This is a genomic window from Haloarcula salina, from assembly GCF_010119195.1.
Lineage (GTDB): Archaea > Halobacteriota > Halobacteria > Halobacteriales > Haloarculaceae > Haloarcula > Haloarcula salina.
In genome coordinates this window covers 159322-183393 of record NZ_WRXL01000003.1, presented here as the reverse complement: position 1 = coordinate 183393, position 24072 = coordinate 159322, and the positions used below count along the sequence as shown (strand labels likewise).

Annotated in this window: 29 protein-coding genes; 16 read left to right on the top strand and 13 right to left on the bottom strand. The window is 71.0% G+C overall.

What is annotated here, in order from left to right; translation table 11 throughout:
- Nucleotides 1-35: 35 nt before the first annotated feature.
- Nucleotides 36-1334, bottom strand: a complete 1299-nt coding sequence (locus GM656_RS09375; RefSeq protein WP_162413407.1) for an amidohydrolase — start codon at nt 1332-1334, stop codon at nt 36-38.
- A 152-nt stretch (nt 1335-1486) separates the two neighbouring features.
- On the opposite strand from GM656_RS09375, the gene GM656_RS09370 reads away from it, so the two are divergent.
- Both GM656_RS09370 and hisG read left to right on the top strand, forming a co-directional pair.
- Complete coding sequence (locus tag GM656_RS09370; RefSeq protein ID WP_241692737.1) at nt 1487-2689, top strand: MFS transporter; 1203 nt, start codon at nt 1487-1489, stop codon at nt 2687-2689.
- Nucleotides 2690-2730: 41 nt separating this feature from the next.
- A complete protein-coding gene (gene hisG, locus GM656_RS09365) occupies nt 2731-3579 on the top strand; it encodes an ATP phosphoribosyltransferase (RefSeq protein ID WP_162413406.1) in 849 nt (282 codons plus the stop codon).
- Nucleotides 3580-3978: 399 nt separating this feature from the next.
- Here hisG and GM656_RS09360 read toward each other — a convergent pair whose 3' ends face one another.
- Nucleotides 3979-4368, bottom strand: a complete 390-nt coding sequence (locus GM656_RS09360) for a DUF7473 family protein (protein ID WP_162413405.1) — start codon at nt 4366-4368, stop codon at nt 3979-3981.
- 95 nt (nt 4369-4463) lie between these two features.
- Here GM656_RS09360 and GM656_RS09355 point away from each other — a divergent pair, with 95 nt between their 5' ends.
- The gene (locus GM656_RS09355) at nt 4464-5495 is read left to right on the top strand and encodes a TIGR01177 family methyltransferase (RefSeq protein WP_162413788.1); all 1032 of its coding nucleotides are present in this window, start codon (nt 4464-4466) and stop codon (nt 5493-5495) included.
- 89 nt (nt 5496-5584) lie between these two features.
- Nucleotides 5585-5740 (top strand): rubrerythrin-like domain-containing protein, encoded by a 156-nt coding sequence (locus tag GM656_RS09350; protein ID WP_162413404.1) that lies wholly within the window; start codon nt 5585-5587, stop codon nt 5738-5740.
- A gap of 17 nt (nt 5741-5757) precedes the next feature.
- Here GM656_RS09350 and GM656_RS09345 read toward each other — a convergent pair whose 3' ends face one another.
- Genes GM656_RS09345 through GM656_RS09325 form a run of 5 tightly spaced genes read right to left on the bottom strand, consistent with a single transcriptional unit; the run spans nt 5758 to nt 8681 of the window.
- Entirely contained in the window at nt 5758-6297 is a 540-nt protein-coding gene (locus GM656_RS09345; protein ID WP_162413403.1) for a GTP-dependent dephospho-CoA kinase family protein, read from the bottom strand.
- Nucleotide 6298: 1 nt separating this feature from the next.
- Nucleotides 6299-6496 (bottom strand): transcription elongation factor subunit Spt4, encoded by a 198-nt coding sequence (gene spt4, locus GM656_RS09340; RefSeq protein ID WP_162413402.1) that lies wholly within the window; start codon nt 6494-6496, stop codon nt 6299-6301.
- The gene (locus tag GM656_RS09335) at nt 6496-7074 is read right to left on the bottom strand and encodes a DNA-directed RNA polymerase (protein ID WP_162413401.1); all 579 of its coding nucleotides are present in this window, start codon (nt 7072-7074) and stop codon (nt 6496-6498) included. The genes spt4 and GM656_RS09335 overlap by 1 nt, the downstream gene beginning before the upstream one ends.
- Nucleotides 7075-7077: 3 nt before the next feature.
- Nucleotides 7078-7452, bottom strand: a complete 375-nt coding sequence (locus GM656_RS09330) for a twitching motility protein PilT (protein ID WP_162413400.1) — start codon at nt 7450-7452, stop codon at nt 7078-7080.
- Complete coding sequence (locus tag GM656_RS09325; RefSeq protein WP_162413399.1) at nt 7452-8681, bottom strand: translation initiation factor IF-2 subunit gamma; 1230 nt, start codon at nt 8679-8681, stop codon at nt 7452-7454. Before GM656_RS09325 ends, GM656_RS09330 begins: the two co-directional genes overlap by 1 nt.
- Before the next feature lie 204 nt (nt 8682-8885).
- On the opposite strand from GM656_RS09325, the gene GM656_RS09320 reads away from it, so the two are divergent.
- Nucleotides 8886-9035 (top strand): 50S ribosomal protein L40e, encoded by a 150-nt coding sequence (locus GM656_RS09320; protein WP_162413398.1) that lies wholly within the window; start codon nt 8886-8888, stop codon nt 9033-9035.
- Between the two features lie 78 nt (nt 9036-9113).
- Here the strand turns inward: GM656_RS09320 and GM656_RS09315 are convergent, their stop codons facing one another.
- Both GM656_RS09315 and GM656_RS09310 read right to left on the bottom strand, forming a co-directional pair.
- Entirely contained in the window at nt 9114-10016 is a 903-nt protein-coding gene (locus GM656_RS09315) for a hypothetical protein (protein WP_162413397.1), read from the bottom strand.
- A gap of 63 nt (nt 10017-10079) precedes the next feature.
- The gene (locus tag GM656_RS09310; RefSeq protein WP_162413396.1) at nt 10080-10691 is read right to left on the bottom strand and encodes an MBL fold metallo-hydrolase; all 612 of its coding nucleotides are present in this window, start codon (nt 10689-10691) and stop codon (nt 10080-10082) included.
- A 205-nt stretch (nt 10692-10896) separates the two neighbouring features.
- On the opposite strand from GM656_RS09310, the gene GM656_RS09305 reads away from it, so the two are divergent.
- The 6 genes from GM656_RS09305 (at nt 10897) to GM656_RS09280 (ending at nt 14695) form a co-directional block, all read left to right on the top strand.
- Nucleotides 10897-11082: a DUF5786 family protein gene (locus GM656_RS09305; protein WP_162413395.1), complete on the top strand. Its 186-nt coding sequence runs from the start codon at nt 10897-10899 to the stop codon at nt 11080-11082.
- A 79-nt stretch (nt 11083-11161) separates the two neighbouring features.
- On the top strand, nt 11162-11710 hold the full coding sequence (locus GM656_RS09300; RefSeq protein WP_162413394.1) for an endonuclease dU: 549 nt from the start codon (nt 11162-11164) through the stop codon (nt 11708-11710).
- A 77-nt stretch (nt 11711-11787) separates the two neighbouring features.
- Nucleotides 11788-12375 carry a uracil-DNA glycosylase gene (locus GM656_RS09295; RefSeq protein WP_162413393.1) on the top strand — a complete coding sequence of 196 codons (588 nt, stop codon included), beginning with the start codon at nt 11788-11790 and terminating at the stop codon, nt 12373-12375.
- A 78-nt stretch (nt 12376-12453) separates the two neighbouring features.
- The gene (hisH, locus tag GM656_RS09290) at nt 12454-13101 is read left to right on the top strand and encodes an imidazole glycerol phosphate synthase subunit HisH (RefSeq protein WP_162413392.1); all 648 of its coding nucleotides are present in this window, start codon (nt 12454-12456) and stop codon (nt 13099-13101) included.
- A 20-nt stretch (nt 13102-13121) separates the two neighbouring features.
- The gene (locus tag GM656_RS09285) at nt 13122-13964 is read left to right on the top strand and encodes an SDR family oxidoreductase (RefSeq protein ID WP_162413391.1); all 843 of its coding nucleotides are present in this window, start codon (nt 13122-13124) and stop codon (nt 13962-13964) included.
- The gene (locus GM656_RS09280; RefSeq protein ID WP_241692736.1) at nt 13961-14695 is read left to right on the top strand and encodes an acetoacetate decarboxylase family protein; all 735 of its coding nucleotides are present in this window, start codon (nt 13961-13963) and stop codon (nt 14693-14695) included. The genes GM656_RS09285 and GM656_RS09280 overlap by 4 nt, the downstream gene beginning before the upstream one ends.
- Before the next feature lie 192 nt (nt 14696-14887).
- Here GM656_RS09280 and GM656_RS09275 read toward each other — a convergent pair whose 3' ends face one another.
- The gene (locus GM656_RS09275) at nt 14888-15235 is read right to left on the bottom strand and encodes a hypothetical protein (protein WP_162413390.1); all 348 of its coding nucleotides are present in this window, start codon (nt 15233-15235) and stop codon (nt 14888-14890) included.
- 166 nt (nt 15236-15401) lie between these two features.
- Between GM656_RS09275 and GM656_RS09270 the strand changes: the two genes are divergently transcribed.
- Together GM656_RS09270 and GM656_RS09265 are read left to right on the top strand one after the other, a co-directional pair.
- Entirely contained in the window at nt 15402-17114 is a 1713-nt protein-coding gene (locus GM656_RS09270; protein WP_162413389.1) for a histidine kinase N-terminal 7TM domain-containing protein, read from the top strand.
- A gap of 74 nt (nt 17115-17188) precedes the next feature.
- On the top strand, nt 17189-18292 hold the full coding sequence (locus GM656_RS09265; RefSeq protein ID WP_162413388.1) for a tRNA (guanine(26)-N(2))-dimethyltransferase: 1104 nt from the start codon (nt 17189-17191) through the stop codon (nt 18290-18292).
- A 6-nt stretch (nt 18293-18298) separates the two neighbouring features.
- On the opposite strand, the gene GM656_RS19490 is transcribed toward GM656_RS09265, so the two are convergent.
- The gene (locus GM656_RS19490) at nt 18299-18427 is read right to left on the bottom strand and encodes a hypothetical protein (protein ID WP_277815047.1); all 129 of its coding nucleotides are present in this window, start codon (nt 18425-18427) and stop codon (nt 18299-18301) included.
- Between the two features lie 98 nt (nt 18428-18525).
- A complete protein-coding gene (locus GM656_RS09260; RefSeq protein ID WP_162413387.1) occupies nt 18526-18942 on the bottom strand; it encodes a hypothetical protein in 417 nt (138 codons plus the stop codon).
- A 99-nt stretch (nt 18943-19041) separates the two neighbouring features.
- On the opposite strand from GM656_RS09260, the gene GM656_RS09255 reads away from it, so the two are divergent.
- The 3 genes from GM656_RS09255 to GM656_RS09245 all read left to right on the top strand — a co-directional run bounded on the left by GM656_RS09255 (nt 19042) and on the right by GM656_RS09245 (nt 22703).
- On the top strand, nt 19042-20478 hold the full coding sequence (locus tag GM656_RS09255; RefSeq protein ID WP_162413386.1) for an MATE family efflux transporter: 1437 nt from the start codon (nt 19042-19044) through the stop codon (nt 20476-20478).
- Between the two features lie 93 nt (nt 20479-20571).
- Entirely contained in the window at nt 20572-21813 is a 1242-nt protein-coding gene (locus GM656_RS09250) for a YihY/virulence factor BrkB family protein (protein ID WP_162413385.1), read from the top strand.
- Complete coding sequence (locus tag GM656_RS09245) at nt 21810-22703, top strand: phosphatase PAP2 family protein (RefSeq protein ID WP_162413384.1); 894 nt, start codon at nt 21810-21812, stop codon at nt 22701-22703. The genes GM656_RS09250 and GM656_RS09245 overlap by 4 nt, the downstream gene beginning before the upstream one ends.
- Before the next feature lie 11 nt (nt 22704-22714).
- Here the strand turns inward: GM656_RS09245 and glnA are convergent, their stop codons facing one another.
- A complete protein-coding gene (gene glnA / locus GM656_RS09240; protein WP_162413383.1) occupies nt 22715-24070 on the bottom strand; it encodes a type I glutamate--ammonia ligase in 1356 nt (451 codons plus the stop codon).
- Nucleotides 24071-24072: the final 2 nt, after the last annotated feature.

Here is a 24072-nt window from a genome sequence, read left to right as displayed (position 1 = left end):
TTCTCGTAGTTTAGTTACCACTTCGCTTCGATTGGCTAGTCCTCCGCGCGTTCGACCAGCGCCGCGGCGCGCTCGGCGGCCCGCTCGCGCACCGCCGCCTCGTCGAACACCTCGACGGTGCGGTCGCGCATGAGCACCTCGCCGTCGCAGACCGTGTGGCGCACGTCGCTCCCGCGGACGGCGTAGGCGAGGTGCGAGACGAGGTCGTGGGCCGGCGTCAGGTGCGGCGCGTCGAGGTCGATGACGGCGAGGTCGGCGTTCGCGCCGGCCTCGATGCGCCCGCTGTCGAAGCCGAGCAGGTCCGCGCCGTTCGCCGTCGCCATCTCCACGACCGTGCCGGCGTCGACGGCGCTCGCGTCGTCGGCCGCCAGTTTCCCGAGCATGGCCGCGTCGCGCATCTCGTCGAACATGTCGAGGTCGTTGTTCGAGGCCGCGCCGTCGGTCCCGATGCCGACGGTGACGCCCGCGTCGAGCAGGTCCTGGACGGGGGCCATCCCGCTGGCGAGTTTCATGTTCGAGGCCGGGCAGTGGGCGACGCCGGTGTCCGTCTCGGCCAGCAGGTCGATCTCGCTCTCGTCGACGTGGACGCCGTGGGCGACGTACGCGTCGCCGTCCAGCAGGCCGACCTCTTCGGCGTAGGCGAGCGGGCGCACGCCGCGCTCGTCGAGGATGGGCGTCACCTCGTCGCGCGTCTCGTTGGCGTGGAAGTGCATCGAGAGGCCCGCGTCGAACGCCTCGGGGACGAACTCCCGGAGGTACCCCTCGCCCACCGTCGTCAGCGAGTGGGGCTGGAACGTCGTCTTGATCCGGCCGTCGGCCGCGCCGTCGAGACGCTTCGCCACGTCGAGGCTCTCCTGTAGGTCCGCTCGCGCGCCCTCCTCGTCCTTGCCGACCGTGACCGCGGTGAACCCGAGCACGGCCCGCATCCCGGCCTGATCGACGGCCTCGGCGATCTCCTCGACCTCGAAGTACATGTCAGACAGTGCGGTCGTCCCGGACCGAATCATCTCGACCAGCCCGAGTTCCGCGCCGGCGCGGATGTCCTCGGGCGTCAGTTCCGCCTCCACCGGCCAGACGTCCTCGCGGAGCCACGCGTCGAGGGGCTTGTCGTCCGCCAGACCGCGAAGCATCGTCATCGCGACGTGGGTGTGGGCGTTGACCAGTCCCGGGATGACGAGGCCGCTCTCGGCGTCAAGTTCGTCGTCGCCGTCGAGCGCCCCGGGTTCGTCGACCGCGACGATCTCGCCGCTGTCCTGAGAGACCAGTACGTCCGCTCGCTCGACGGTCAGGTCCGGCCGGAGGACCCGTCCGCCGGTGAGGAGGAGTTCGGTCATGGCCGGGGCTTCGCCGTCGCCGGTCTTAGTTCGACGGGTCCGCGCCGCTTCCCGCTGTCGGGTGTCGGACCGCCGCCACACCCGCTGTCGCCTGCCGGACCGCCGCCGCTTCCGTAGCGGTCTTTCGCCTCCGTCCCGTTCGGTCGGTACAGATGGCCATCGCCGACCGCATCCACCGGCGCGTCCGCGGCTTCCGCCGCGAGAGCCCGGGTCGACTGCTGGGGGTCGTCGCCGCCGGGTGGTTCCTCGTCCTCGGGATGCGCTTCGTCGTCCCGGCCGTCCTGCCGACGATTCGCGAGGAGTTCGCCGTCTCGAACGCCCAGGCGGGGCTGGCGGTGACGGTCCTCTGGCTCACCTACGCCGCGATGCAGTTCCCCGCGGGCGTCCTCATCGACCGGATCGGCGAGCGGACGCTGCTGGTGGCCGCGGCGCTCCTGTCGGCCGCCGGCCTGCTCGGCTACTTCTTCGCGCCGGTGTTCTCGCTGTTCCTCCTCGCGACGGCCGCGTTCGGGTTCGGCAGCGGCCTGTACGGGCCGACGCGCGGGACCGTCCTCGCCCGCACGTTCGACGCCCGCGAGGGGACGGCCTTCGGCGTCGTCATGGCCGCCGGGTCCGTCGGCGCGGCCGCCCTGCCTGCGGTCGTCGCGCTGGTCACGACCCGCTACGGCTGGCGGCTGGCCTTCGCCGCCACCGCGCCGCTGTTCGCCCTCGTCGCCGTCGCCCTCTGGCTGACCGTCTCCGACCGCCCCGCCAGCGAGGCGACGCGCAGCCTCCGAGCGGACCTGCGGGCCGCCGTCGCCGGCTTCCGCCACCGGCCGCTCCTGCTCGCCGTCACCGGCGAGACGCTCATGCTGTTCGCCTTCCAGGCCGTGACCGCGTTTCTGACGACCTACCTCGTCACGGTCAGGGAGTTCCCGCAGGGGACCGCCGGCGCGCTCCTGTCGGTCCTGTTCGTCGGCGGCGCGCTCTCACAGACCGTCACCGGCCGCTTCGCCGACCGCTACGGGACGCCGACCGTCCTGACCGCCGTCGCGATCGTCAGCGTCGTCCCGCTCGCGCTCGTTCCGTCCGTCGAGGGCTTGCTCCCGCTCGCGGCCGTCGCCGCGGCCATCGGCGTCCGGATGAGCGCCGGCCCGCTGTCGAACGCGTACATGGTCGACTCGCTCCCGGACGCCGTCCAGGGGACCGGCTGGGGCCTGCTCCGGACGGCCTTCTTCGCGGTCAGCTCGCTCGGCTCGACCGCCGTGGGCCTGCTCGCCGACCGCGGCCTGTTCGACACCGCCTTCTATCTGCTGGCCGGCCTGACGCTGCTGGCGGCGGGCGCGTTCGCCGTCCTGCCGCGCCGCGAATCGTAGCGAGGGGAAAGACAGTTGCCCCGCGGGGTGCCAGTGTGGGTATGCGAATCGCCGTCCCCAACAAGGGCCGCCTGCACGAGCCGAGCGAGGAACTGCTGGAACGGGCCGGCCTCCACCTGGTCAACGGCGCGGACCGCCAGCTGCACGCAGAGACCGTCGATCCCGACGTGACCGTGCTGTACGCCCGCGCCGCCGACATCCCGGAGTACGTCGCCGACGGCGCGGCCGACGTGGGCATCACCGGCCTCGACCAGGTCCGCGAGTCCGTCCCCGACGAACTCGTCGAACTGCGCGACCTGGAGTTCGGCTCCTGTCGGCTCGTCCTCGCGGCGCCGGAGGACAGCCGCATCGAGACGGTCTACGACTTCGAGGGCGGCCGCATCGCCACCGAGTTCCCGACCATCACCCGCCGGTACTTCGACCGCGTCGACGTGGACGTGGACGTGACCGAGGTCTCCGGCGCGACGGAACTCACGCCGCACGTCGACATCGCCGACGGCATCGTCGACATCACCTCGACCGGGACGACGCTCCGGATGAACCGCCTCGAAGTCGTCTCCGAGGTGCTCGAGAGCTCCGTGCGACTGTTCGCCCGACCCGAGACGGCCGACGACGAGAAGGTGCAGCAGGTCGACACCGCGCTCGGCTCCGTCCTCGCCGCCGAGGACAAGCGCTACCTCATGATGAACGCCCCCGAGGACGCCCTCGACGACGTCGAGGAGGTCCTGCCGGGCATGGGCGGGCCGACCGTGATGGACATCGCCGGCTCCGACCAGGTCGCCGTCCACGCCGTCGTCGAGGAGCGCGCCGTCTTCGAGACCATCAGCGCGCTCAAGGACGTGGGCGCGAGCGACGTGCTCGTGACCGAGATCGAGCGGCTGGTCGAATAGTACCTTTTTACGGTGGGGGTGTCCTCGGCCGCGAAGCGGCCTGCGGGCACCCCCGTCGCAAAAATCTACGCTAAAAAGGCTCCGAGCCGCGGCCTGCGGCCGCGGCTCGGAGTGAAACCGCGCCGGAGGCGCGGTACGTTATCCGCGCTCTGCCCCGCAGCCGCCGTGAATCACAGCTTGAATCGGGATGTGCGGCTACTCACTGGTCGAGGAGACCGGAGTCTGCGGATCGAACTGGCCGTCCCTGGTGGATTGAAAGGGCGAGGTCGGTTCCGGGAACCCCGGCGAAGAAAGGACTGCAGGCCGCAACGCGGCCGAAGCGCGCAGCGAGCCGCGGGACCGGAACCGGCCGAGGGCTTTCGTCGCCTACCCCTCTCAGTTCATTCCGGGCTCTGGGGCTCAGAAGAAGCGGAAGATGTTGTTCAGCGCGAACCCGAGTACCGCGGCGAACGCCAGGTGCAACGCGACGAGCGGGGCCGTCGACCGGGTCGAGAGCCGGTACGAGAGGCTGATGGCGATGCCGTCGGCGACGAGGGTGAGCAACAGGACGACCGCCACGCCGAGGTCGGCCGAGACGAGGCCGGACTCGACGCCCCAGCGCTGGAGGATCAGCGAGACGAGCGCCGGCGCGACGGCCGCCTTCGCGGCCAGTTGGCTCGGCACGTCGCCGATGAAGAACGTCGCGGCGAGATGGAGCGTGACGCCGTAGAACAGCCAGGTGACGAGGACGGTCACGAGGACGGCGACGACGCCGCCGCCGGTCAGGCTCGGGGACCCGGACTGGAGCATACCCGGGGTACGGCGGGGCGGCGTTTGTGCGTTGTGTTCGCGCCGCCCGGCGGCGGACCGGCACGCTCATGCCCGCTCGCCCACACCGCTCGGGCGTGTACGTCCTCGAACTCGGCGGGCAGGACGACGCCTTCGCGGCGCGGGAGGCGGCGAGCGCCGCCACCGCGGTCGACCTGCTCGCGCCCGGCCTCGCGACGGCGCGAGGCGTCAGCGATCGCGTCCGCCACCTCGCGTTCACCCACCGTGCCTGCGACCTGGTCGGGACCACAGCGCCAGACCTCGAGAGCGCCGAGGCGCTGCTCGACGCGGCCACGATAGATCGCGCTGGGAGCGTCGCGGTCCGCGCAGTCGACGTGCGAGCGAGCACCGGGACCGACACCCAGCGCGCCGAGCGGACGCTGGGCGGCGTCCTGACCGACCGCGGCTTCGACGTGGACCTCGAAACCCCGGACCACGTTCTCTACGCCTACTTCTCGGACCCCGACGGCGACGAGGAGGGCGGAACCGGCGAGGCCTGCTGCGCCCTCGGCTGGCTCGACGCAGAGAGCGTCCGTGACTTCGGCGAGCGCCAGCCCACTGACCGCCCCTTCTTCCAGCCCGGGAGCATGGACCCGCTCGAAGCCCGCGCGCTGGTCAACGTCGCCGGCGCTCGGCCGGGCGCGACGGTGCTCGACCCGATGTGTGGCACCGGCGGCCTCCTGCTCGAAGCGGGGTTGGTCGGCGCTCGCGCCGTCGGCGGCGACGCACAGGAAAAGATGGTCCGCGGGACGCGCGAGAACCTCCGCTACGCCCTCGACGGCGACGGGCACCCCGACCGGGCCGCCTACCCCGAACCGGGCGCTTGGGACGTGTTCCGGGCCGACGCGGCCTCGCTGCCGGTCGGCGAGGACGGCGTCGACGCCGTCGTCTTCGACGCCCCCTACGGCCGTCAGTCACGCATCGAGGGCGATCTCGACCCCCTCGTTTCCGGTGCGCTCGGCGACGCGAACCGGGTGGCGTCGCGCTGCGTGCTCGTCGCCGACCGCGACTGGCGCGACGCCGCGACCGACGCCGGGTGGACCGTCGACGGCTACTTCCGCCGGCGCGTCCACCGCTCGCTCGTCAGGCATATCCACGTCCTGGAGTGAACGCTCGTCCACTTTCCGTGGACGTACGGTCGCAAAAACCGCACTGTGAGCAAGGTTTATACGATAACGAGTGCCACATGCGTATAAGTATGCCTACCTGGTCAGATCCGGCACCCTGTGACGACGACGAACGGCTCTTCGAGTGCCCGGACTGCGGGAAGCGCCTCTGTAGCGACCTTTCGGCAGTGTCGTGCGACCGTTGCGAGACGGAGATGCAGAACCTCAGCGTCCCGCGGCCGGAGTAACAATCGGCCGGTGGCGGCTATTCGCCGAGTAGCTCGAACGCGCGTTCCGTGTCGCCGTCCATTCGCTCCAGCAGCGACCGCGCCCGCTCCTTGGCCGCCTCGTCGCACGTGGTCAGCACCATCCCCTCGTCCGGCTGGCCGTAGACGACGCTGGCCCCGGCGGGCGCGACGACCACGGCCGGGAGCGCGGCGAGGTCTTCCTCCCCGTCCACGTCGAGCAGCGTCGTCTCGTCGCTCTCGACGCCGTCCCGGATCGCCGAAAGCAGCGCCGCGGTCAGCGTCGCCGCCGGGTTCTCGACGGTCCGCTCGTCGTCGAAGCCGCCGATGGCGGCCGTCACCTCGCCGTCGACGGCCGAGCGCTTGGTCTGCTCGTCGACGAGCGCCAGATCGGGAATACGGCCGCCCTCGATCAGGTGGTAGGTGACCATGTCGCCGACGGCGATCAGCGGCTCGCCGGCGTCTGCGAGCAGCGCCGCCGTATCGGTGTAAATCGGGCCGAGCGGCTCCTTCAGTTCGTCTCGCAGGCCGCGCGGGAGTTCGAGAACGGTGTCGGACACGTCAGCGGACTTTCAGCGCGTACTTGCCCGGCTTGGTGACTTCCATCTCTTTGGCGATGTCCGAGCGCTCGGGATGAGCGATGACGACGTAGCCGGCCCAGTCCTCGGTCAGCGACGTGCCGCCGCAGGCCTCGCACTGGCTCTCGATCTCCGCGCCCTGGACGCGGTGACAGTCGCGACAGACGAGTCGGTCAGCCATCAGCTATCACCGGCCTCGGCCGTCCCCTCGCGGCGCTCGCGCTCCTCCTGGAGCCAGCCGTGCTTGCCCAGCCCGACCTGCTTGGCCGTGAGGCCGATCTTGGAGTCGCGCGGGTTTCGCTCGTCGATGCTCTTCGTGACGATCCGCGCCCGGACGGCGTCGCCGACGGTGAGCGTCCGGTTGGACTCCCGAGAGGCGAGCTGCTGGTTCTCCTCGTCGTAGGCGAGGTATTCGTCGGAGATCTGCGAGACGTGCAGCAGGCCGTCGACCGGCCCGATGCCGATGAACGCCCCGAAGTTGACGACCTCGACGACCTCCCCGTCGACCACTTCCTGCATCTGCGGGTCGAAGGTCAGCGCGTCGAACTCGGCCTCGTAGTAGACGCCGGGCTCGTTCGGCAGGACGGCCCCGTCGCCGATGTCGTGGACCTCGATGACGGAGACGACGCTACCAACGTCCTCGTCCATTCGACCTTCGAGTTTCTCCTGCAGGAGCTTCTTGACCAGCCCCGGACTGACATCCGCCAGAAACCGCGGCGGGACTTCGACCGTATCGCGTAGGCGTACCCGTTTATACATGTGTTATGGTTGAGTGATACCCAGTTTGTTCCGGCCCCTTAAACTAATTACTGGAACGCCCGCGTCGAGCAGGCGGCGTTTGAGGGGCTTGTCGTTCGTGACCGCGTGCGTCGCGTCGTCGCGCCGCGCGAGTTCGAGGACCGCGTCGTCCGCGTAGTCGGCCGTCGTCTCGCGGACCGTACAGCGGTCGAGCAGGTCCCGACCGACGGCGGCCGCGGTGGCCTCCTCGCCCGCGCCGTCGGCCAGTTTCTCCAGTTCGTCGCGGACGGCCGCCGGCACGACGTACTCCGCCGCGTCGACGACCCGTTCGAGTTCCTCGAACAGGCGGACGTTACATTCGACCGGCATCATCAGCGCGTTCGTGTCCAGCACGAGCATCACCGCAGCGTGCCGACGCCGATGAGCCGCCACCGCGCGCCGACACGGCGGTTGATGGCGATCTTCGCGCCCGACTCCGCACAGACGGGGCGCTTGAGTGCGACTTCACACTCGTCGTCCCGGGCGCTCGTGACCGAGCCGACGGTGGTCGCGGTCCCGATGGTCAACATCAGCGGCTCGCCGGTCGAGATCTCGTCGACCTCGCCGCCGTCGTCGCCGACGATGCGTTCGAGCAGGTCCACGTCCATCGTGAACGTCTCGCGGGTCGGCGGGAGGCTGCCGGGCGGGCCGGCGACCTGGCCGGCCAGCGCGTCGCCCTTCGTGATCGAGGGGTCGAGCCCGGTGCCGACGCCGAGCAGGCCGCCCGGCGTCACCGTGTCGACGAAGTCGCCGCCCGACTGGAGCGAGCGGACCGTCGTCGTCACGGGCTGCCACTCCGTCTTGCCGCCCTCTTCGACCTCGCGGCCGGGACGGAGTTCGATCTCGTCGTCGACCTCCAGTTCCCCGCTGACGAGCGAACCGCCCAGCACGCCGCCCATCAGGTCCTCCCAGGTCGTGCCCGGGCGGTTGATGTCGAACGAGCGCGCGACCATCATGCGGGCGTCCGCGTCGGGGTCGCGCTCGGGGGTGGGGATCTCCTCCTCGATGGCCTCGATGAGCAGGTCGATGTTGGCCTCCTGGCCGGCGCTGATGGGGACGACCGGCGCGCCCTCGGCGACGGTCCCCTCCACGAACTCCTGGATCTGCTCGTAGTTCTGTTTCGCCCGCTCCTCGTCGACGAGGTCGACCTTGTTCTGGGCGATGACGATGTTGTCGATGCCGATGATGTCGAGCGCGCTCAGGTGCTCCTCGGTCTGGGCCTGCGGGACGGGCTCGGTCGCCGAGATGACCAGCACCGCGCCGTCCATGATGGCCGCGCCGGACAGCATCGTCGCCATGAGCGTCTCGTGGCCGGGGGCGTCCACGAACGACACCGTCCGGAGGTGCTCGGTGTCGACGTCGTGGTCCTCGCAGTGCTCGGAGACGGTGAACGCCTCTGGCTCCTCGGCCTCCGGGCAGCGACGGAACGTCGCGTCGGCGTAGCCGAGTCGGATAGAGATACCGCGCTTCATCTCCTCGGAGTGCTGGTCGGTCCATTCGCCGGACAGCGCCTGTACGAGCGTGGTCTTGCCGTGGTCGACGTGCCCGACGAGTCCGATGTTCACCTCCGGTTGTTTGTTCGATGTCATTTCGAGAGTAATCTTGGTTGAGTTTCGCCACGTGCAACTGATAAACCTACTGTTTGCGCCCGGAGACCGCCCGTCGAGACAGGGCCGCGGCCGCCGAGACGCTCGCTCGTCGGACGACGGGACGCCCGGACGGCGCGGTTCCGGCGACTGTCCGTCCGGCGTGGAAACTCAAAACTTAAACGCGCGGACCGGAAAGGGTCGCGCATGGCTAGCTTCGAGAAAGCGTCCGACCGAATCCTGAGCAAGCAGATTTGCATGCGCTGTAACGCCCGCAACCCCCAGCGCGCACGCCAGTGCCGCAAGTGCGGCTACGGCAATCTCCGCCCGAAGGCCAAGGAACCGCGCAGCGCATAACGCCGCCGTCTTTCTCTCGTCGACACTGCGACGCGCCGAGCCGCGCCGCCCGCCGCCGGGGCCCCACCGCCCGAGCCGCTACCCCACCCGTCGCTCGTCGGCCGCGCCCGCGCCGAGGGTCCCGATGCGGACCGACGCGTGCGAGACGATGAGCTCCAGCAGCTTGCGGTCCTCCTCGGCGACGGCGGCGTCGCCGGTCGTCAGCGAGACCACCACGATGGCCGTCGCTCCGTCGTCGTGGACGACCGCGGACACGCCGCCAGCCACGTCCTCGGGGAGGTCGACCGGGAAGCCGTCGGCGTGGACGACCACGTCCCCCTGCTGCTGTGACCGGAGCGCGCCGGCCAGTCGCCCGACCGCGTCGCGTTCGACGGTCCGAACCGTGTTCGCGAGCGGGACCGCGCCGCCGTCGCCGACCCGGACGACCGCGGTCTCCTCCATCCCCGTCATCGTCCCGAGCGCCTCGACGACGAAGGCGGCCACGCCGTCGACGCTCTGGGCGCTGGCGATCGCCCGGCCGTAGTTGTTCACGTCCGCGGCTTTCCCGGCGAACGCCTCGATTCGGTCGCGCTCGCGTTCGAGTTCGCGGAGCCGGGCCCGGCTCTGGGCGTCGTAGAGGCCGACCAGCACGCCCGCGAGCGCGCCGACCGTGGCGAGATCGACGGTGAGCACCGACGCCCGGGCGAGCGAGCCGGTGGCGACGCGCTGGCCGAACAGCACCAGCGCCGCGACCGCCGCGAGCGCGACCGTGCCGCCGACCGCCCACGCCGCGACCCGCGTCGCCGCCCCCTCGAACGTCGAGTCCCGGGCCAGCCAGACGCCGGCGTAGGCGACGGCGAGCCCCATCGCGGCGAACGGCAGCGCGTCGAGGGCGATCGCCACCGGGATGTCGGTCTGCTGAAGCGCGTGCAGGACCTGGATGGCGGCCAGCGCGACGCCGGCGACGGCGAGCGCCGCTCCCGTCCCCCGTCGCTGATTCATGCCCGTACCTGACGCCCGAGCGAGGAGAGCGTTACGCCGCGCTCGGACGGCCGCCGGCCCCCCTCACTCGTCGGGATACTTCGGCTCCCGGCGCTCGGCGCGCTCCAGCGCCCGCTCGACCACCGCGCGGACGTCGCCGTGGAAGACGCCGCCGTGGCCCGAGTACATGTGCTCGACGCTGTCGGGCATCCGTGCGAGCAGGGCCTCGACGCTCTGGATGAGCCGTTCGCGGGACTGGCCCGGCCGGTCCGTCCGGCCGAACGAGCCGTCGTCGAACGCGCCGTCGTCGTGGACGACCACGTCGCCCGAGAACAGCGACGCGTCCGAGACCAGCGAGACGTGGTCGTCGGCGTGGCCCGGCGTGTACACGACCTCGCACTCCTCGTCGCCGACCAGCAGGGTGTCGCCGTCGTCGAGCGCGCGGTCCCGCCGCGGGTGGGCGGCGTAGGCGTACAGCGGCGCGTCGAAGGCGTCGAGCACGGCGTCGAGTTGCTGGACGTGGTCGCCGTGCTGGTGCGTCAGCACGACGGCGTCGAGCGAGTCGGCGCGCTCGCGGATCGCGTCGACGACGCCGTCCATCGCGCCCGCGTCGACCAGCGTCGTCCGCTCGCCGACCGCGAGGTAGGCGTTGCAGGTGAACGTATCCGCGTCGGCCGTGACGTTGTGAACGTCCATGTCCGAGACCAGTGGCGCGGCCCGCTTGAGTGTACTGTCCGCGCCCGTTCCCGGCGACGGCCATCGCCACTCGCCATCCCCGCGACGTCTCGCGGTTATTCGGGTTCTGACCTCGCTCAGCGGACCGGAACGGCCCGCAGGGGCCGCGATACGGACGAACCGGCGAGTGATTTTTCACTGTGAACGTCATAGTCCCACACGTACCATGGGGTTCGGGAGCTACGATGAGTCGGAACAAGACAACCAGGAGTACGACACAGACTTCGAGGACGAGGACGGCCTCGATGCTGAAGAAAACGCCCACGAGGGAGACGTGGAGTTCGAGTTCACGGCCTCGAACGACGAGCTCCTCGACAGGCTGAAAGACATCAAGAACGACCAGAACACGTGACGCGGACCGCCGTGCGTCGTCCCGGCCGCGACCGCGCGCAGTCTCGCGGTCGTCCCGGGAAGCGGCCGCGACGGGCCGGATGAAAGCGGGGGTTCGCGCCCTCGGCATCGCCGAGTCGTACAGCGACGAGACCAGCCGCCTCGCCGGCGCGGTCGTCCGCGCCAGTCGGGTGGTCGACGGCTTCGTTTTCGGAAGGTGTGCGGTCGGCGGGAGCGACGCGACCGACGCCGTCTGCGGAATGGTCGACCGCCTCGGCCGCGAGGACGTCCGCTACCTGCTGGCGGCCGGCATCGCGCCGGCGTGGTTCAACGTCCTCGACCTCCCGGAAATCGCCGACCGCACCGACCTGCCGGTCGTCTCGGTCACCTTCGAGTCCTCGCCCGGGCTGGAGGGGGCCATCCGCGAGGCGTTCGACGACCCCGAGACCGTCCGGGACAGACTGTCGACCTACCGCGCCCAGCCCGACCGGCGGGCGGTGTCGGTGAACGACGAGACCGTGTACGTCCGGGCGGTCGGTCTCGGCGACGCCGAGGCGGCCGACGTGGTCCGCGCGTTCACGCCAGAGGGCGGCCGGCCGGAACCGTTGCGGGTCGCCAGGCTCGCCGCCCGGGCGCGCGACGCCGAGTGAGATCGACCGCAGTCACTGTGCGCCTCGATCGAGCCCCGGACCGCCGCGTTTGATAGGCCCCGGCACGAACGGCGGGCATGGAGCAGATGGACGGCCTCGACGTGGTCGACTGCGAGCGCTGTGACGACCTCTGTGCGTCGCGCTCGCGCATCGTCAACGGCGTCGGGCCCGCGGACGCGGACCTGCTGTTCGTCGGCGAGGCCCCCGGCGCGAACGAGGACGAGCGGGGCGAGCCCTTCGTCGGCCGGAGCGGCGACGTGCTGGACGAGACGCTGCGCGAGGTCGGACTGGACCGCGGCGACGTGCGCATCACCAACTGCGTGCGCTGTCGCCCGCCGGACAACCGCGACCCTCGGACGGGCGAGCTCGCGAACTGCCGCGAGTACCTGGAGACCGAGATCGACCGCGTCGACCCCGAAGTCGTGGTCACGCTCGGGAAGGTCCCGGCCGAGCACCTGCTCGAGCGCGACGTGGCCGTCACCGGCGAGGCGGGCGAGGTGTTCGACGTGGCCGTCGCCGGCCAGCCCCGCCGCGTCCTCGTCTCCGTCCACCCGGCGGCGACGCTGTACGACCCGAGCCAGTCGGAGACGTTCGAGGCGGCCCTCGAAACCGCGGCGGAGTTCACCGACGCCCGGAGCGGGCAGTCGCGGCTCGGCGAGTTCTAGGCGGCTGCTAGCGTGCTGTCCCGCGACGGACTTGCGCGAACAGGAAGTCACTTATCCGCCGTCGGCGAACGAACCGGTATGAGTGTCAGACAGACGACCGCGGACGTGGTCGTCGTCGATTACGGGCTGGGGAACCTGAGGAGCGTCACGCGCGGCCTCGAACGCGCCGGCGCGGACGTGACCCTCTCCGAGGACCCGGCCGAGTTCGACGCGGCCGACGGCGTCGTCCTCCCCGGCGTCGGCGCGTTCTCCGAGGGGATGGACAACGCCGGGCCGTTCCGCGACGCGCTGGTCGAACAGGCCGAGGCGGGCACGCCCCTGTTCGGCATCTGCCTCGGGATGCAGATGCTCCTGACGACGAGCGAGGAGGCCGACCACGCGGGCCAGGGCGACGCCGAGGGGCTGGACCTCGTCCCCGGGAAGAACGTCCGGTTCAGCCGCGACCAGACCGTCCCGCACATGGGCTGGAACGAACTCGACGTGGTGCGCGACCACCCGCTCGTCGAGGGCGTCGACGGCGAGTACGCCTACTTCGTCCACTCCTACTACGCCGTCCCCGACGACGAGGGCGCGACGGTGGCGACGACTGACTACGGCGTCGACTTCGCCTCCGTCGTCGCCAACGAGGCCGGCAACGTCTTCGGCACGCAGTTCCACCCGGAGAAGTCCGGCGAGACGGGGCTCCGAATTCTCCGGAACTTCGTCGATTACTGCATCGACCGCTGACCGCGCTACCATCCGCTGCCATGACAGACGACGACGCCGTCGCGCTGATCACGGGGGCCGCCTCGGGCATCGGCGCGGCCACGGCGCTGGCGTTCGCCGACGCGGGCTGGACCGTCTACGCGACCGACGTACGGCCCGAGTTCCCCGACGACGTGTCCGAGCGCTGTCGATGTCTCGAACTCGACGTGACCGACGCGGAGCGGTGCGCCGCGGTCGTGGACCGGATTTTCGACGAGGCCGGACGGCTCGACTGCCTGGTGAACAACGCCGGCTACGCGGTCGCCGGGCCCGTCGAGGACGTGTCGACCGACGCCGCCCGCGAGCAGTTCGACGTGCTCGTCCACGGCCCGCACCGCCTCGCTCGCGCCGTGCTCCCCCTGATGCGAGAGCGGGGCGGGCGAATCGTCACCGTCTCCAGCGTCCTCGGTCAGGCCGCCTCGCCCGGCCTCGGAACGTACGCCGCCGGGAAGGCAGCCGTCGAGTCGATGACCGACGCGCTCCGGATCGAACTCGCCGACGAGCCGGTCCACGTCGCGCTCGTGGAACCGGCGTGGGTCGACACCGGCTTCGCCGACGGCGCGCTCGACGGCCTCGACGCGGCCGACCGGACGCCCGCCTACGACCGGACCTACGACGCCCTGGAGGACGGCTGGGTCGTCGACGGCGGGCCGCTGGCGGCGTCGCCCGAGACCGTCGCGGCGTCGGTGCTCGCCGCGGCGACCGACGACCCGCCGCGGGCCCGCTACCCCGTCGGCCCGTTCGCCGCGTTCGTTCGGTGGACCCACTGGCTCCCGGCGCGAGTACAGGACCCGATTCACCGGGCGTTCGGCCGCGCGAGCGCGGCCCTGGGGCGGTGGCTGTGACGCGCCGCCCCGCCGACGGCGACCGCGTCCGCCTCTCGACCGGCCACGAGGTGACGCTCCCGCTGGTGACCGAGGCGACGATGGCCGGCGCGGTCCTGCCGGCGGACGACGACGCCGTCGCGTCCCTGCTCCCGGACGGGCTTCACCCGGTCAGCGTCACCCCGCGTCGGGCTGGGGTCGTCGTCCTCTGCGTCGAGTACCGCCGCATCGGCGACGACGCGATGGCCCCCTACGACGAGTTCGCTGTCGCGTTCCCGGCGACGACAGATGGTCGACGAGCGCCGTTGCTCCCCCTGCTCACCCGCGCGGCCGGCGGCTACGTCTGGTCGCTCCCGGTCACCTCGGAGCCGGCCCGCGCCCTCGGCGACGAGGTCTGGGGCTTCCCGAAGACGGTGGCCGACATCACCCACCGCGACGACGCGACCCGCCGCGAGACGACGGTCGTCGAGGACGGCGACCGCGTGGCGACGGTCGCCATCGACTGGCCGCAGTCCCTGCCCCGCGAGGAGCGGAGCCACGCCTACGCTGTTCGAGCCGACCGCCTCCTGCAAATCCCGATCTCGTTCCGGGGGCAGTTCGGCGTCGCGCCGCTGAGCGCCCGCGTCGCGATCGATTTGGGCGAGCACGACCGCGCGGACACGCTCCGCTCGCTCGACATCGGTTCGCGGTCGTTCCTCGGTTTTTCCCTCGACGGCGAGATAGCGTACGGGGCGGGTCGGCCGGTCGAGTGAGAGCGATGTGCGTCGGGTTCGAGTGGAGAACGAAGCGGAACGTGGCGGTAGCGGTGCGGTGGCGGGTACAACCACGAACAGACGGCGGCCGCAGGCCGCGACTCGGAGCCTTTTTGGCGTAGATTTTTGCGAACCCGCTCCCCACAGCGCGCTCACAGAGCGCGCGAGGAGAGGGGGTGAAGTAAGAAGGTACTACAGGAAGTCCCGCACGTCCGAGTACCACATGTCGTGTTCGTCGACGGCGTCGATGGCCTCGGCGACGCGGACGGCGATGGCGTGCCAGCACAGTTGGTCGGGGTCCTCGGGGTCGAGGTTGTACTCGCTGTCGGCGCAGGTGCAGCCGTCGTCCTCGACGATGTACTCGTCGTCGTGGCCGACGACGACGGTGAAGTCGCGGTACTGCTTGACCCGGCTCTCGCCGACGGCCTCGATGGCCTGGCTGCCCCGGTCGCCGTGGGCGTCGACGATAGCCGCGACTGCGTCGGGGGTCAGCTCCCCCGCATCGCGCAGGTCGGCCACCCACTCCTCGACGGCGGTCACACTCGTGATAGGCAAAGGGGTGACAAAACGGCGTCGGCTCTCGAAGGGGCCGCCGCTCGCTTCGCGACCGCGAGCGAGTCCGCCTCACACGCGCTGGGTCGGCACACGTGACAGCCGGCTATCCACTTTCCCGAAGGGTAAACAGGGTGTAGGCCATTCCACGGCTATGGTATTCGGGGTCCCGTGGCTCGCGCTCGGGTCGCTCGCCTCGGGGCTCGCCTCGCTGTATCTGCTCGCCCAGTTGCGCGGGCACAGACGGAAGCCGGGCGCGACGTGGTTCGTCGCGACGGTCGCCACGCAGACCGTCTGGTGTCTCGCTTACGGCGCGGCGCTGCTGACGTTCGATCCGACCGCGCGCCTCGCCCTGGAGATGCTCACGTGGCTCTGCGTCCTCTGGATCGGGTTCTTCTTCCTCTCGTTCGCGCTGGGCTACACCGGCCGAACGGCTATCGTCGAGAGCAGGTGGTACCTCGCGGCGGCCGCGCTGCCGCTCGCGGGGTCGCTCCTGGTCGTGACGAACCCCGTTCACGGCGCGATGTGGCGCGACTTCGCGGTCGTTCCGACGCTCGGAGCCGCCGGTGCCGCGTACGCCGTCCTCCCGCTGGGGCTGCTCGCGATCGTCGTCGCCATGCTGTTCGTCAGCTTCGGGACGCTGCTGGTGCTCGACACTGTCGTCAGCTACGGGCCGCTGTACCGACGCGAGGCGCTCGCCGTCGGCCTGAGTCCGATTCCGCCGGGGGCCGCGGTGCTGCTGTGGGCCGGCGGTGTCGGCCCGCTCTCGGCGGTCAATCTCACGCCGCTCCTGTTCCTGCCCCACGTCGCGCTGGACCTGTACGCGTTCGTCCGCAGCGACATGTTCGAGTTCCACCCGGCGACCCGGCGGGCCGGCGAGCGGGCCGCCATCGACGACATCGCCACGCCGGTGGCCATCGTCGACGAGCGAGGCCGCGTCGTGAATCTCAACCCCGCCGCCGAGCGGATGCTCGCCGTGGACAAGCGCGACGTGCTCACCGACCCACTGAACGACCTGCTGGGCGGCGACGGCGTCCCGACCGACGGCGGGGACGGGCGACTCGGTATCGAGAACGGCGGTCGCCGCCGCGAGTTCAAGGTCAGGCAGACGCCGCTGCGCGACGGCTCGGGGACGCGGCTCGGACACACCGTCGTGTTCCAGGACGTCACCGACGAGCTCCGGCGCGAGCGCCGCCTCGAAGTGCTCAATCGCTTCCTGCGTCACAACGTCCGCAACGAGGGCGTCGTCATCCGGGGCCGCGCGGAACTGCTCGCGTCGCGACTGGACGGCGAGCACGCCGACTACGCGGCGACCATCGAGGACTCGATCGACCGCCTCGTCGCCTCCGGCGAGAAGGCCCGCACGCTCTCGGACGCGGCGGCCGACGACACCGGTGTCGAGTCGGTCGCGCTCGATTCCCTCGTGGGCGACGTGGTCGATTCGTTGGCCGCGGCAGACGGAGCCGTGACGGTGGACGTTCCCGCGGACCTCCATCTGGTCACCCGGCCCGCGCTGCTCTCCGTCCTGCTCTCGAACCTCGTCGAGAACGCGCTCCAGCACGTGCCGGACCCGACGGTCACCGTCGCGGCGGCCGTCGAGGGCGAGGACGTGGTGCTGTCGGTCAGCGACGACGGGCCCGGCGTCCCCGACCACGAGCTCGGCGTCATCGAGCGCGGCCGCGAGACGGATCTGCGCCACGGCAGCGGCATCGGCCTCTGGCTCGTCCGCTGGACGGCGACGACGCTCGGGGCCGACCTCCAGTTCGACACGAGCGACGGGACCACCGCGACCGTTCGCCTGCCGCGTGAGCGGGCCGCGAGCGGCGAGGTCGCGGAGGGGGGCGACGCGCGGGCGACCGACGCCTGAGGCGACTGGGCGTCGCCAGGCGCGGTCGCGCCGGAGGTCGAACGACTTAACGGCGCTCGCGCGGACCGAGCAGTATGCGCGTCAGCGAGGGCCGGGTGTCGGTCACGGTGCCGGAACAGCCCGACGCGGGGAAGGGCGCGGACGTGTTCTTCAACCCCGTTCAGGAACTGAACCGAGACCTCACCGTGGCGGCGCTGCGGGCCTACCGCGAGCGGACGCCGGACGCGTCGACGTACCTCGACGCCACCGCGGCCAGCGGCATCCGCGGCGTCCGCGCCGCGGCGAACGACTGGGAGACGACGCTGTGTGACATCGACGACGACGCGACGGCGCTGTGCGAGGCGAACCTCGCGCGCAACGACCTCGCCGCCGAGGTCCGCCGGGCCGACGCGAACGTCCTCATGCATTCGGAGGCGTTCGACGTGGTCGACGTGGACCCGTTCGGGACGCCGATTCCCTTCGCCGACGCGGCCGTCCAGGGCACGAAACGCCTCCTCTGCGTGACGGCCACCGACACGGCCCCGCTGTGCGGGGCGCACTTCGAGAGCGGCGTCCGCTCGTACGGCGCGGTCCCGCGCAACACGGAGTTCCACGCCGAGATGGGGATGCGCGTCCTCCTCTCGGCGATGGTCCGCACCGCCGCCCGCTACGACATCGCCGCCCGCCCGGTGCTGAGCCACGCCACGAAGCACTACGCCCGCACCTACCTCGACTTCGAGCACGGCGCGCGCGTCGCCAACGACTGTATCGACGACCTCGGCTACGTCCACCACTGCCAGCACTGCCTCTGGCGCGACCACGAGCGGGGCCTCATCGCCGACGCGCCCGACGCCTGCCCGGTCTGTGACGAACACCTCCAGTCGGCCGGTCCCATCTGGCTCGGTCGGACCTGCGACCCCGACTTCACCGACGCCGTCGCCGAGCACGTGACCGACGACATGGGGACCGCCGAGAACGCCCGCGACCTCCTGTCGACGCTGTCGGCCGAACTCGACACGCCGACGCACTACGACCAGCACCGCCTCTGCAAGCGCTGGGGCCGCGGGGCCGAGGCGATGGATACCTTCGTCGAGAAACTTCGCGAGGCCGGCTTCGACGCCTCGCGGACGCACTACGGCGGGACGACGTTCAAGACGGACGCGGACGTGGTCGAGATCCGCGACGCGACGGCGGAGTAGCCCCGCTCAGTTCCCGAGCCCGAGCAGGAACGCCGTGATGACGATCGAGATGATCGCCGTGACGACGATGAGCAGCAGTATCACTAGCACCGGCGAGAGCGCGCGGTCGTCGGCGCGAAGGGTATCTGGAGTCATGTGTCGGGACGCCGCAGTTCCGGTCTGTTCGATGGCGCGGCGCGTGGTTCGCCTAGACGCGTCAACGGACTAAAACGTTCTCGTCGGGGCCGCCCGCGTCACCGACCGTTCGCGCGTCCCGCCCCACCGCTGACCGCCGAGACGAGGTCGTACCCCAGCAGGTACACCGGGCGCAGGAAGTAGTTCGCCATCCCGGCCAGGCCGAGCAGGCCGCCAATGGCCTGCACCTCACCGGGAGTGGCCGACAGGCGGACGACGAGGACGGCCGCCACGAGCAGCGGCGCGAGCCACAGCGAGTGCAGGATGTCGCCGACGTGGATACCGGCGACGGGACCGAATCGGTCAGGGTCGGGGCGAAGCGCGTACAGCCCACCGGAGAGCGCGAGGAAGCCGGCGACGACCGGGAGCGACGCGCCGACGCCGCCGACGCCCAGCCCGATGGCCAGTGCGGCGGCGACGAGCAACAGCGCCGTCACCCGCATCGTCCCGTGTCTGATGGCCGCTTCCGTGTCCATGTCCGGTGGTTGGCGGGACCGTGCATAAACCCTGTGAGCGGCGACCGGCGCCCCTTTCTTAACACCTATCGGCGTCGACCGCAAAGCGACGCCGAAGACGTGCGTCCCACACTCAACCCAGTGCGTGGTGTCCTGCTGTTCGTCGGCGCGCTGCTGGCGCGGGCCGGGCTCGTCGAGCGCGAGCGGATCCGCCGGGCCACGGACCTGTCCTGGCCCCGCATCGTCACGGGGCTGGCGCGGATGTCGAAGTCGACCGTCGACGTGGCGATGGTCGGCCTCGCGCTCGGTCCGACGGCCATCGCCGGCGTCGGGTTCGCCGCCCCGTTCTGGGAACTGGTGTTCGCGCTGGGCGGCGGCGTCGCCGGCGGGACCATCGGGATGGTGTCACAGCGTTACGGGGCCGACGCCGACGAGGAACTGGCGCTGACGGTGACGACCAGCGCCGCCGTCGTGCTCGCGCTGACCGTCCCGCTGGCCGCCGCGTACTGGCTCCTGCCCGGCCCCCTCGTCGACCTCGTCGGGACGGGCGCCGGCGCGGTCGACTACGGCACGCGGTACCTGCGCGTCGTCGCGCTGGGCGCGCCGTTCGCCGGACTGAATCTCATCGCGAGCCGGACGCTCGTGGGGGCCGACGACGCCTGGTCGCCCATGGTGCTGCGGGCCGGCGGCGCGGTCGTCAACATCGCGCTGAACGCGGTGTTCATCTTCGTCCTCGGCATGGGCGTCGTCGGCGCGGCGCTGGGGACGGTCGTCGCGAACGTGCTGGTCTCGACCGGATTCGCCGTCGGCCTGGCCCGCGGCGGGCTCCCCGGCATCGGCCGGTTCCCGGTTCGGATTCCGATCTCACGGCCCTTCTTCGACGGGGAGCTGGTCCGGGACCTCGCGACCACGGGCTCGCCGCTCGTCGGCGCGAACCTCGCGCGGACCGGGGCGCAGTTCCCGCGGCTGTTCATCGTCGGCCTGTTCGGCCCGGCCGTCGTCTCCGCCTACGTCGTCGCGCTCCGCGTGCGTGCGCTGCTCGACACGCCGAACTGGGGGCTGAGCCTCGCCTCGAGCAGCCTCGTCGGGCAGGCCCTCGGCGAGGACGACGAGGGCGAAGCGACGGTGTGGGCGCAGACGGTCCTCCGGCTGAGCGTCGGCGTCTACCTGGTCGTCGCGGCGGCGCTGCTCCCGTTCTCGCGGCTCGTCGCTCGCCTGTTCGTCTCCGACCCCGCGGTGCTCCCGCTCGTGACGGTGTTCGTCGCCGTCGCCTGCGCGAGCGTCGTCTTCCGCGGCGTCGACGGCGGGTCCACCGGTCCGCTCCGGGCCAGCGGCGACACGCGCTGGCCGCTGTACTCGCAACTGGCCGGGATGTACCTGTTCGCGCTTCCGGTGGCGTACCTCGGCGTCGTCACGCCGCTCGGCGAACTCGCGCTGTACGCCTCGCTCGTCGTCGAGACGGCCGTGCCGGCGGCGGTGACGTACTACCGCTTTCGCTCGGGGACGTGGCGGATCGTCAGCCGCTCGTACCGGCCCGACGCGGCGCTCGACGACTGACGACGACGCTGACCGGCGTCTCGCGACGCCCCGACACGCCCGTGCAATCAATCAGTCGACAGTATATTTGTGTCGCCGCCCGCAGTGACGCTCGTGGACCGCACACGCGCCGTCTCGGTCGCCCGAAGCGTCGTCCGCACCGTCCGCGAGGAGGAGATCTCCTTCCTCGCCGCCGGTATCGCCTACTACATGTTCGTCTCGCTGCTGCCCCTGCTGTTGCTGGGGCTGGTCGTCGGGACGCTGGTGGGCGGCGCGGCGTTCGCCGCCCGCATCGTCAGCGCCGCCGGAGCGGTACTCACGCCCGCGGCGTCGACACTGCTCGAAGACGCGCTGACGAGCGGCGCGGGCCGCGGTGGCGCGACGGTCCTCGGGCTGGCCGTCACGACCTGGAGCGCGCTCAAGGTGTTCCGCGGCCTCGACTCGGCGTTCTCTCGCGTCTACGGCACCCACGAGCAGCGTTCCCTCGTCGGCGAACTCGCCGACGGCCTGTCGGCGCTCGCCGGCATCGGCGTCGCGCTGGCGGGACTCGCGGCCGTCAGCGCGCTCGGAGCCGTCCTCGGCGTCCGGGTCGCCCTCGGCGGGTTCGCGCTCATGCCCGTGCTCACGGTGGCGTTTCTGCCGCTGTACTACCTGTTCCCCGACGAGGGAATGTCGCTCGGGAGCGCGCTGCCCGGGGCGATGTTCGCCGGCGTCGGCTGGACGCTCCTCGGGACGGGGTTCAGCGTCTACGCGGCCCAGGCGGACTCGTATCAGGTGTACGGCGTCATCGGCGGCGTCCTGTTGCTGGTGACGTGGTTCTACTTCGCCGGCCAGGTCCTGCTCGTCGGGGCGGCGCTCAACGCGGCGCTCGCGTCGGACCGGCAACTACAACAGGAACCGCGCCGACGGTCCGGCAAAGCGATGAGCGAGGACGCTGACGAGCCAGATTCGCCCCCGCCGGACGGGGGGGCCGACGATTCCGAACCGGGTGCCGACGACCTGACGGAGGCGGAACTGCGCGAACTGCGCGAGGAGTTCGAGTCGTTCCGCGACGACGTCGAGGACCGCACCCTCCACCGCGACGAGGTGAGAGCCGACCTCAAGCAGTACGTCCGCCGACGGATGCGCCGCGGCCACGCCCGCCAGTGGGGCCCCTACGTCGTGTTGCTGTACGGGACTCTGATGACGCTGGGCGCGTTCTACTACCTGCAGGGCCTGTGGGCCGTCCTGGCGATGCTCGTCGTCTGGCTCTCGACGCTCGGGCTGTACGTGGTGATGATCGCGGTCGGCGTCACCGTCACCGCGACCGGCCTCCCGGGTCGCCTGCTCGACCGCGTCCGCGACTGGCGACAGTGACGCGGACCGCCGGCGTCACCGAGCTGCTGTCGGCGCTGCCCGGCGCGGTGGTCGTTCTGTTCGCGCTCGTCACGCAGCTCGGAGACTTCTGGTTCACGTTCCTCTCGTGTAGCCTGCTGTACTGGGTCGGGTCGCGGACGCCCGGAATCGGCCGCGGACTCACCCGCGAACGGGCGGCGATGCTCGTCGCGCTGCTGGCCGGCGCGGTCGCGCTGGCCGTCTCGCTGAAGGCGGTGTTCGCGCTCCCGCGTCCGCCGGGGGCGGGCACGGCGGCTCACGCGGACCTCCTGCCGGTCGCGGTCCGCGGCGTCTACGAGTCGATGGCGACCGGCGAGGGCTACGGCTTCCCCAGCGGGCACGCGACCGTCTCGCTGCTCGTCTGGGGCGGCTTCGCGTGGGCGCTCCGGGTCGGCACGCGCCGGACCCGCGCCGCCGTGGCCGGGACCGTCGTCGCGCTCGTCGGCCTCTCGCGACTGGTGCTCGGCGTCCACTACCTCGCCGACGTGCTCGCGGGGTTCGCCATCGCAGGCACGTTCCTCTGGCTCGCCGTCGGCGTGCTCAGAACGCCCGAGCGGGTGTTCGGGCTGGCTGCCGTCATCGCGGCCCTCGCCGTGTTCGCGTCGGGATTCACCACCGACACCGCGGCGGCGCTCGGGCTGACCGTCGCCGGCGCTGTCGTCTGGCCGCTGGTGTCCGACGGCGTCCCCGAACCGACGACCCGCGGTGCGGCCGCCACGACGGCCCTCGGGTTCGGAACGGTCGTGGTCATCCTCGGCGCGACTCTCGGGCTCGATCCGACGCCGGGCGTCACGGCGCTGGCCGCTGGGCTGGGCACCGGGCTACTGCTGGCGCTGCCGCTGGCCGGTGAGCGCCTCGCGAAAAAATACTGAGTCGGGTCCGCTTAGAACGTCTCGAGGTACTGGTCGAGTTCCCACTCGGAGACCTCGACGATGTACTCCTGGAACTCCTGGCGCTTGGCCTCGACGAAGTTCTCGTAGACGTGCTCGCCGAGGGCGTCCTGGACGACTTCGTCCTCTTCGAGGGCGTCGACGGCCTCGCCGAGGTTCGACGGCAGCGTGGTGATGCCGTACTCCTCGCGCTTCTCCTCGTCGAACTCGTAGATGTTCTCGCGGACGGGGTCGTCGCAGTCGAGGTCCTTCTCGATGCCGTCAAGCCCGGCGTGGATGAGCGCCGCGAAGGCGAGATAGGGGTTACACGACGGATCGGGGAAGCGGGCCTCGATGCGGCTGGCGGCCGGCGTGCGAGCGGCCGGCTTGCGGATGAGCGCCGAGCGGTTGCGGTCCGACCAGGCGACGTAGACGGGGGCCTCGTAGCCCGGGACGAGTCGCTTGTAGGAGTTCACGGTCGGGTTCGTCACCGCGGCGAGGGCCTCGGCGTGCTCGAGGACGCCGGCGGTGAAGCTCTTCGCCGTGTCGCTGAGGTTGAACTCGTCGTCGTCGTCGTGGAACGCGTTCTCGCCGTCCTCGGTGAACAGCGAGATGTGGGTGTGCATGCCGGAGCCGTTGATGCGGGCGATGGGCTTAGGCATGAACGTCGCGTGCAGGTCGTGCTGGGCCGCGATGGCGCGGACGACGGCGCGGAAGGTGCCGACGTTGTCGGCCGTCGAGAGCGCGTCGTCGTAGGTGAAGTTGATCTCGTGTTGACCCTGGGCGACCTCGTGGTGGGAGGCCTCGATGTTGAAGCCCATGTCCTCGAGACCGTAGATGATGTCTCGGCGCACGTCGCTGGCGAGGTCCTTCGGCGCGAGGTCGAAGTAGCCGCCGGCGTCGTTGGTCTTGGTCGTCGCGCGGCCGTCTTCGTCCTCCTCGAACAGGAAGAACTCCGGCTCGGGCGCGGCGTTGACCGTATAGCCCATCTCCTCGGCGCGGTCGATGGCGCGCTTCAGGACGCCTCGCGGGTCGCCGGAGAACGGCTTGCCGGTCGAGGTGTCCATGACGTCACAGATGAGTCGAGCGCTGGAACCGCCCTCGACGTTCTCGCGCCACGGGAGGATAGCGAACGTCGACGGGTCCGGGTCCAGACGCATGTCGGACTCCTGGATGCGGACGAAGCCGTCGATGGAGGAGCCGTCGAAGTAGATGCCCTCTGTGAACGCCTTCTCCGCCTGGTCCGCCGTGATGGACACGTTCTTGACTGTGCCGAGGATGTCTGTGAACTGGAGTCGCAGGAAGTCGACGTTCTTCTCTTCGATCTCGTCGAGTACCTCCTGTGCCTCCTCTGAGAGTTCGCTTGTCATCT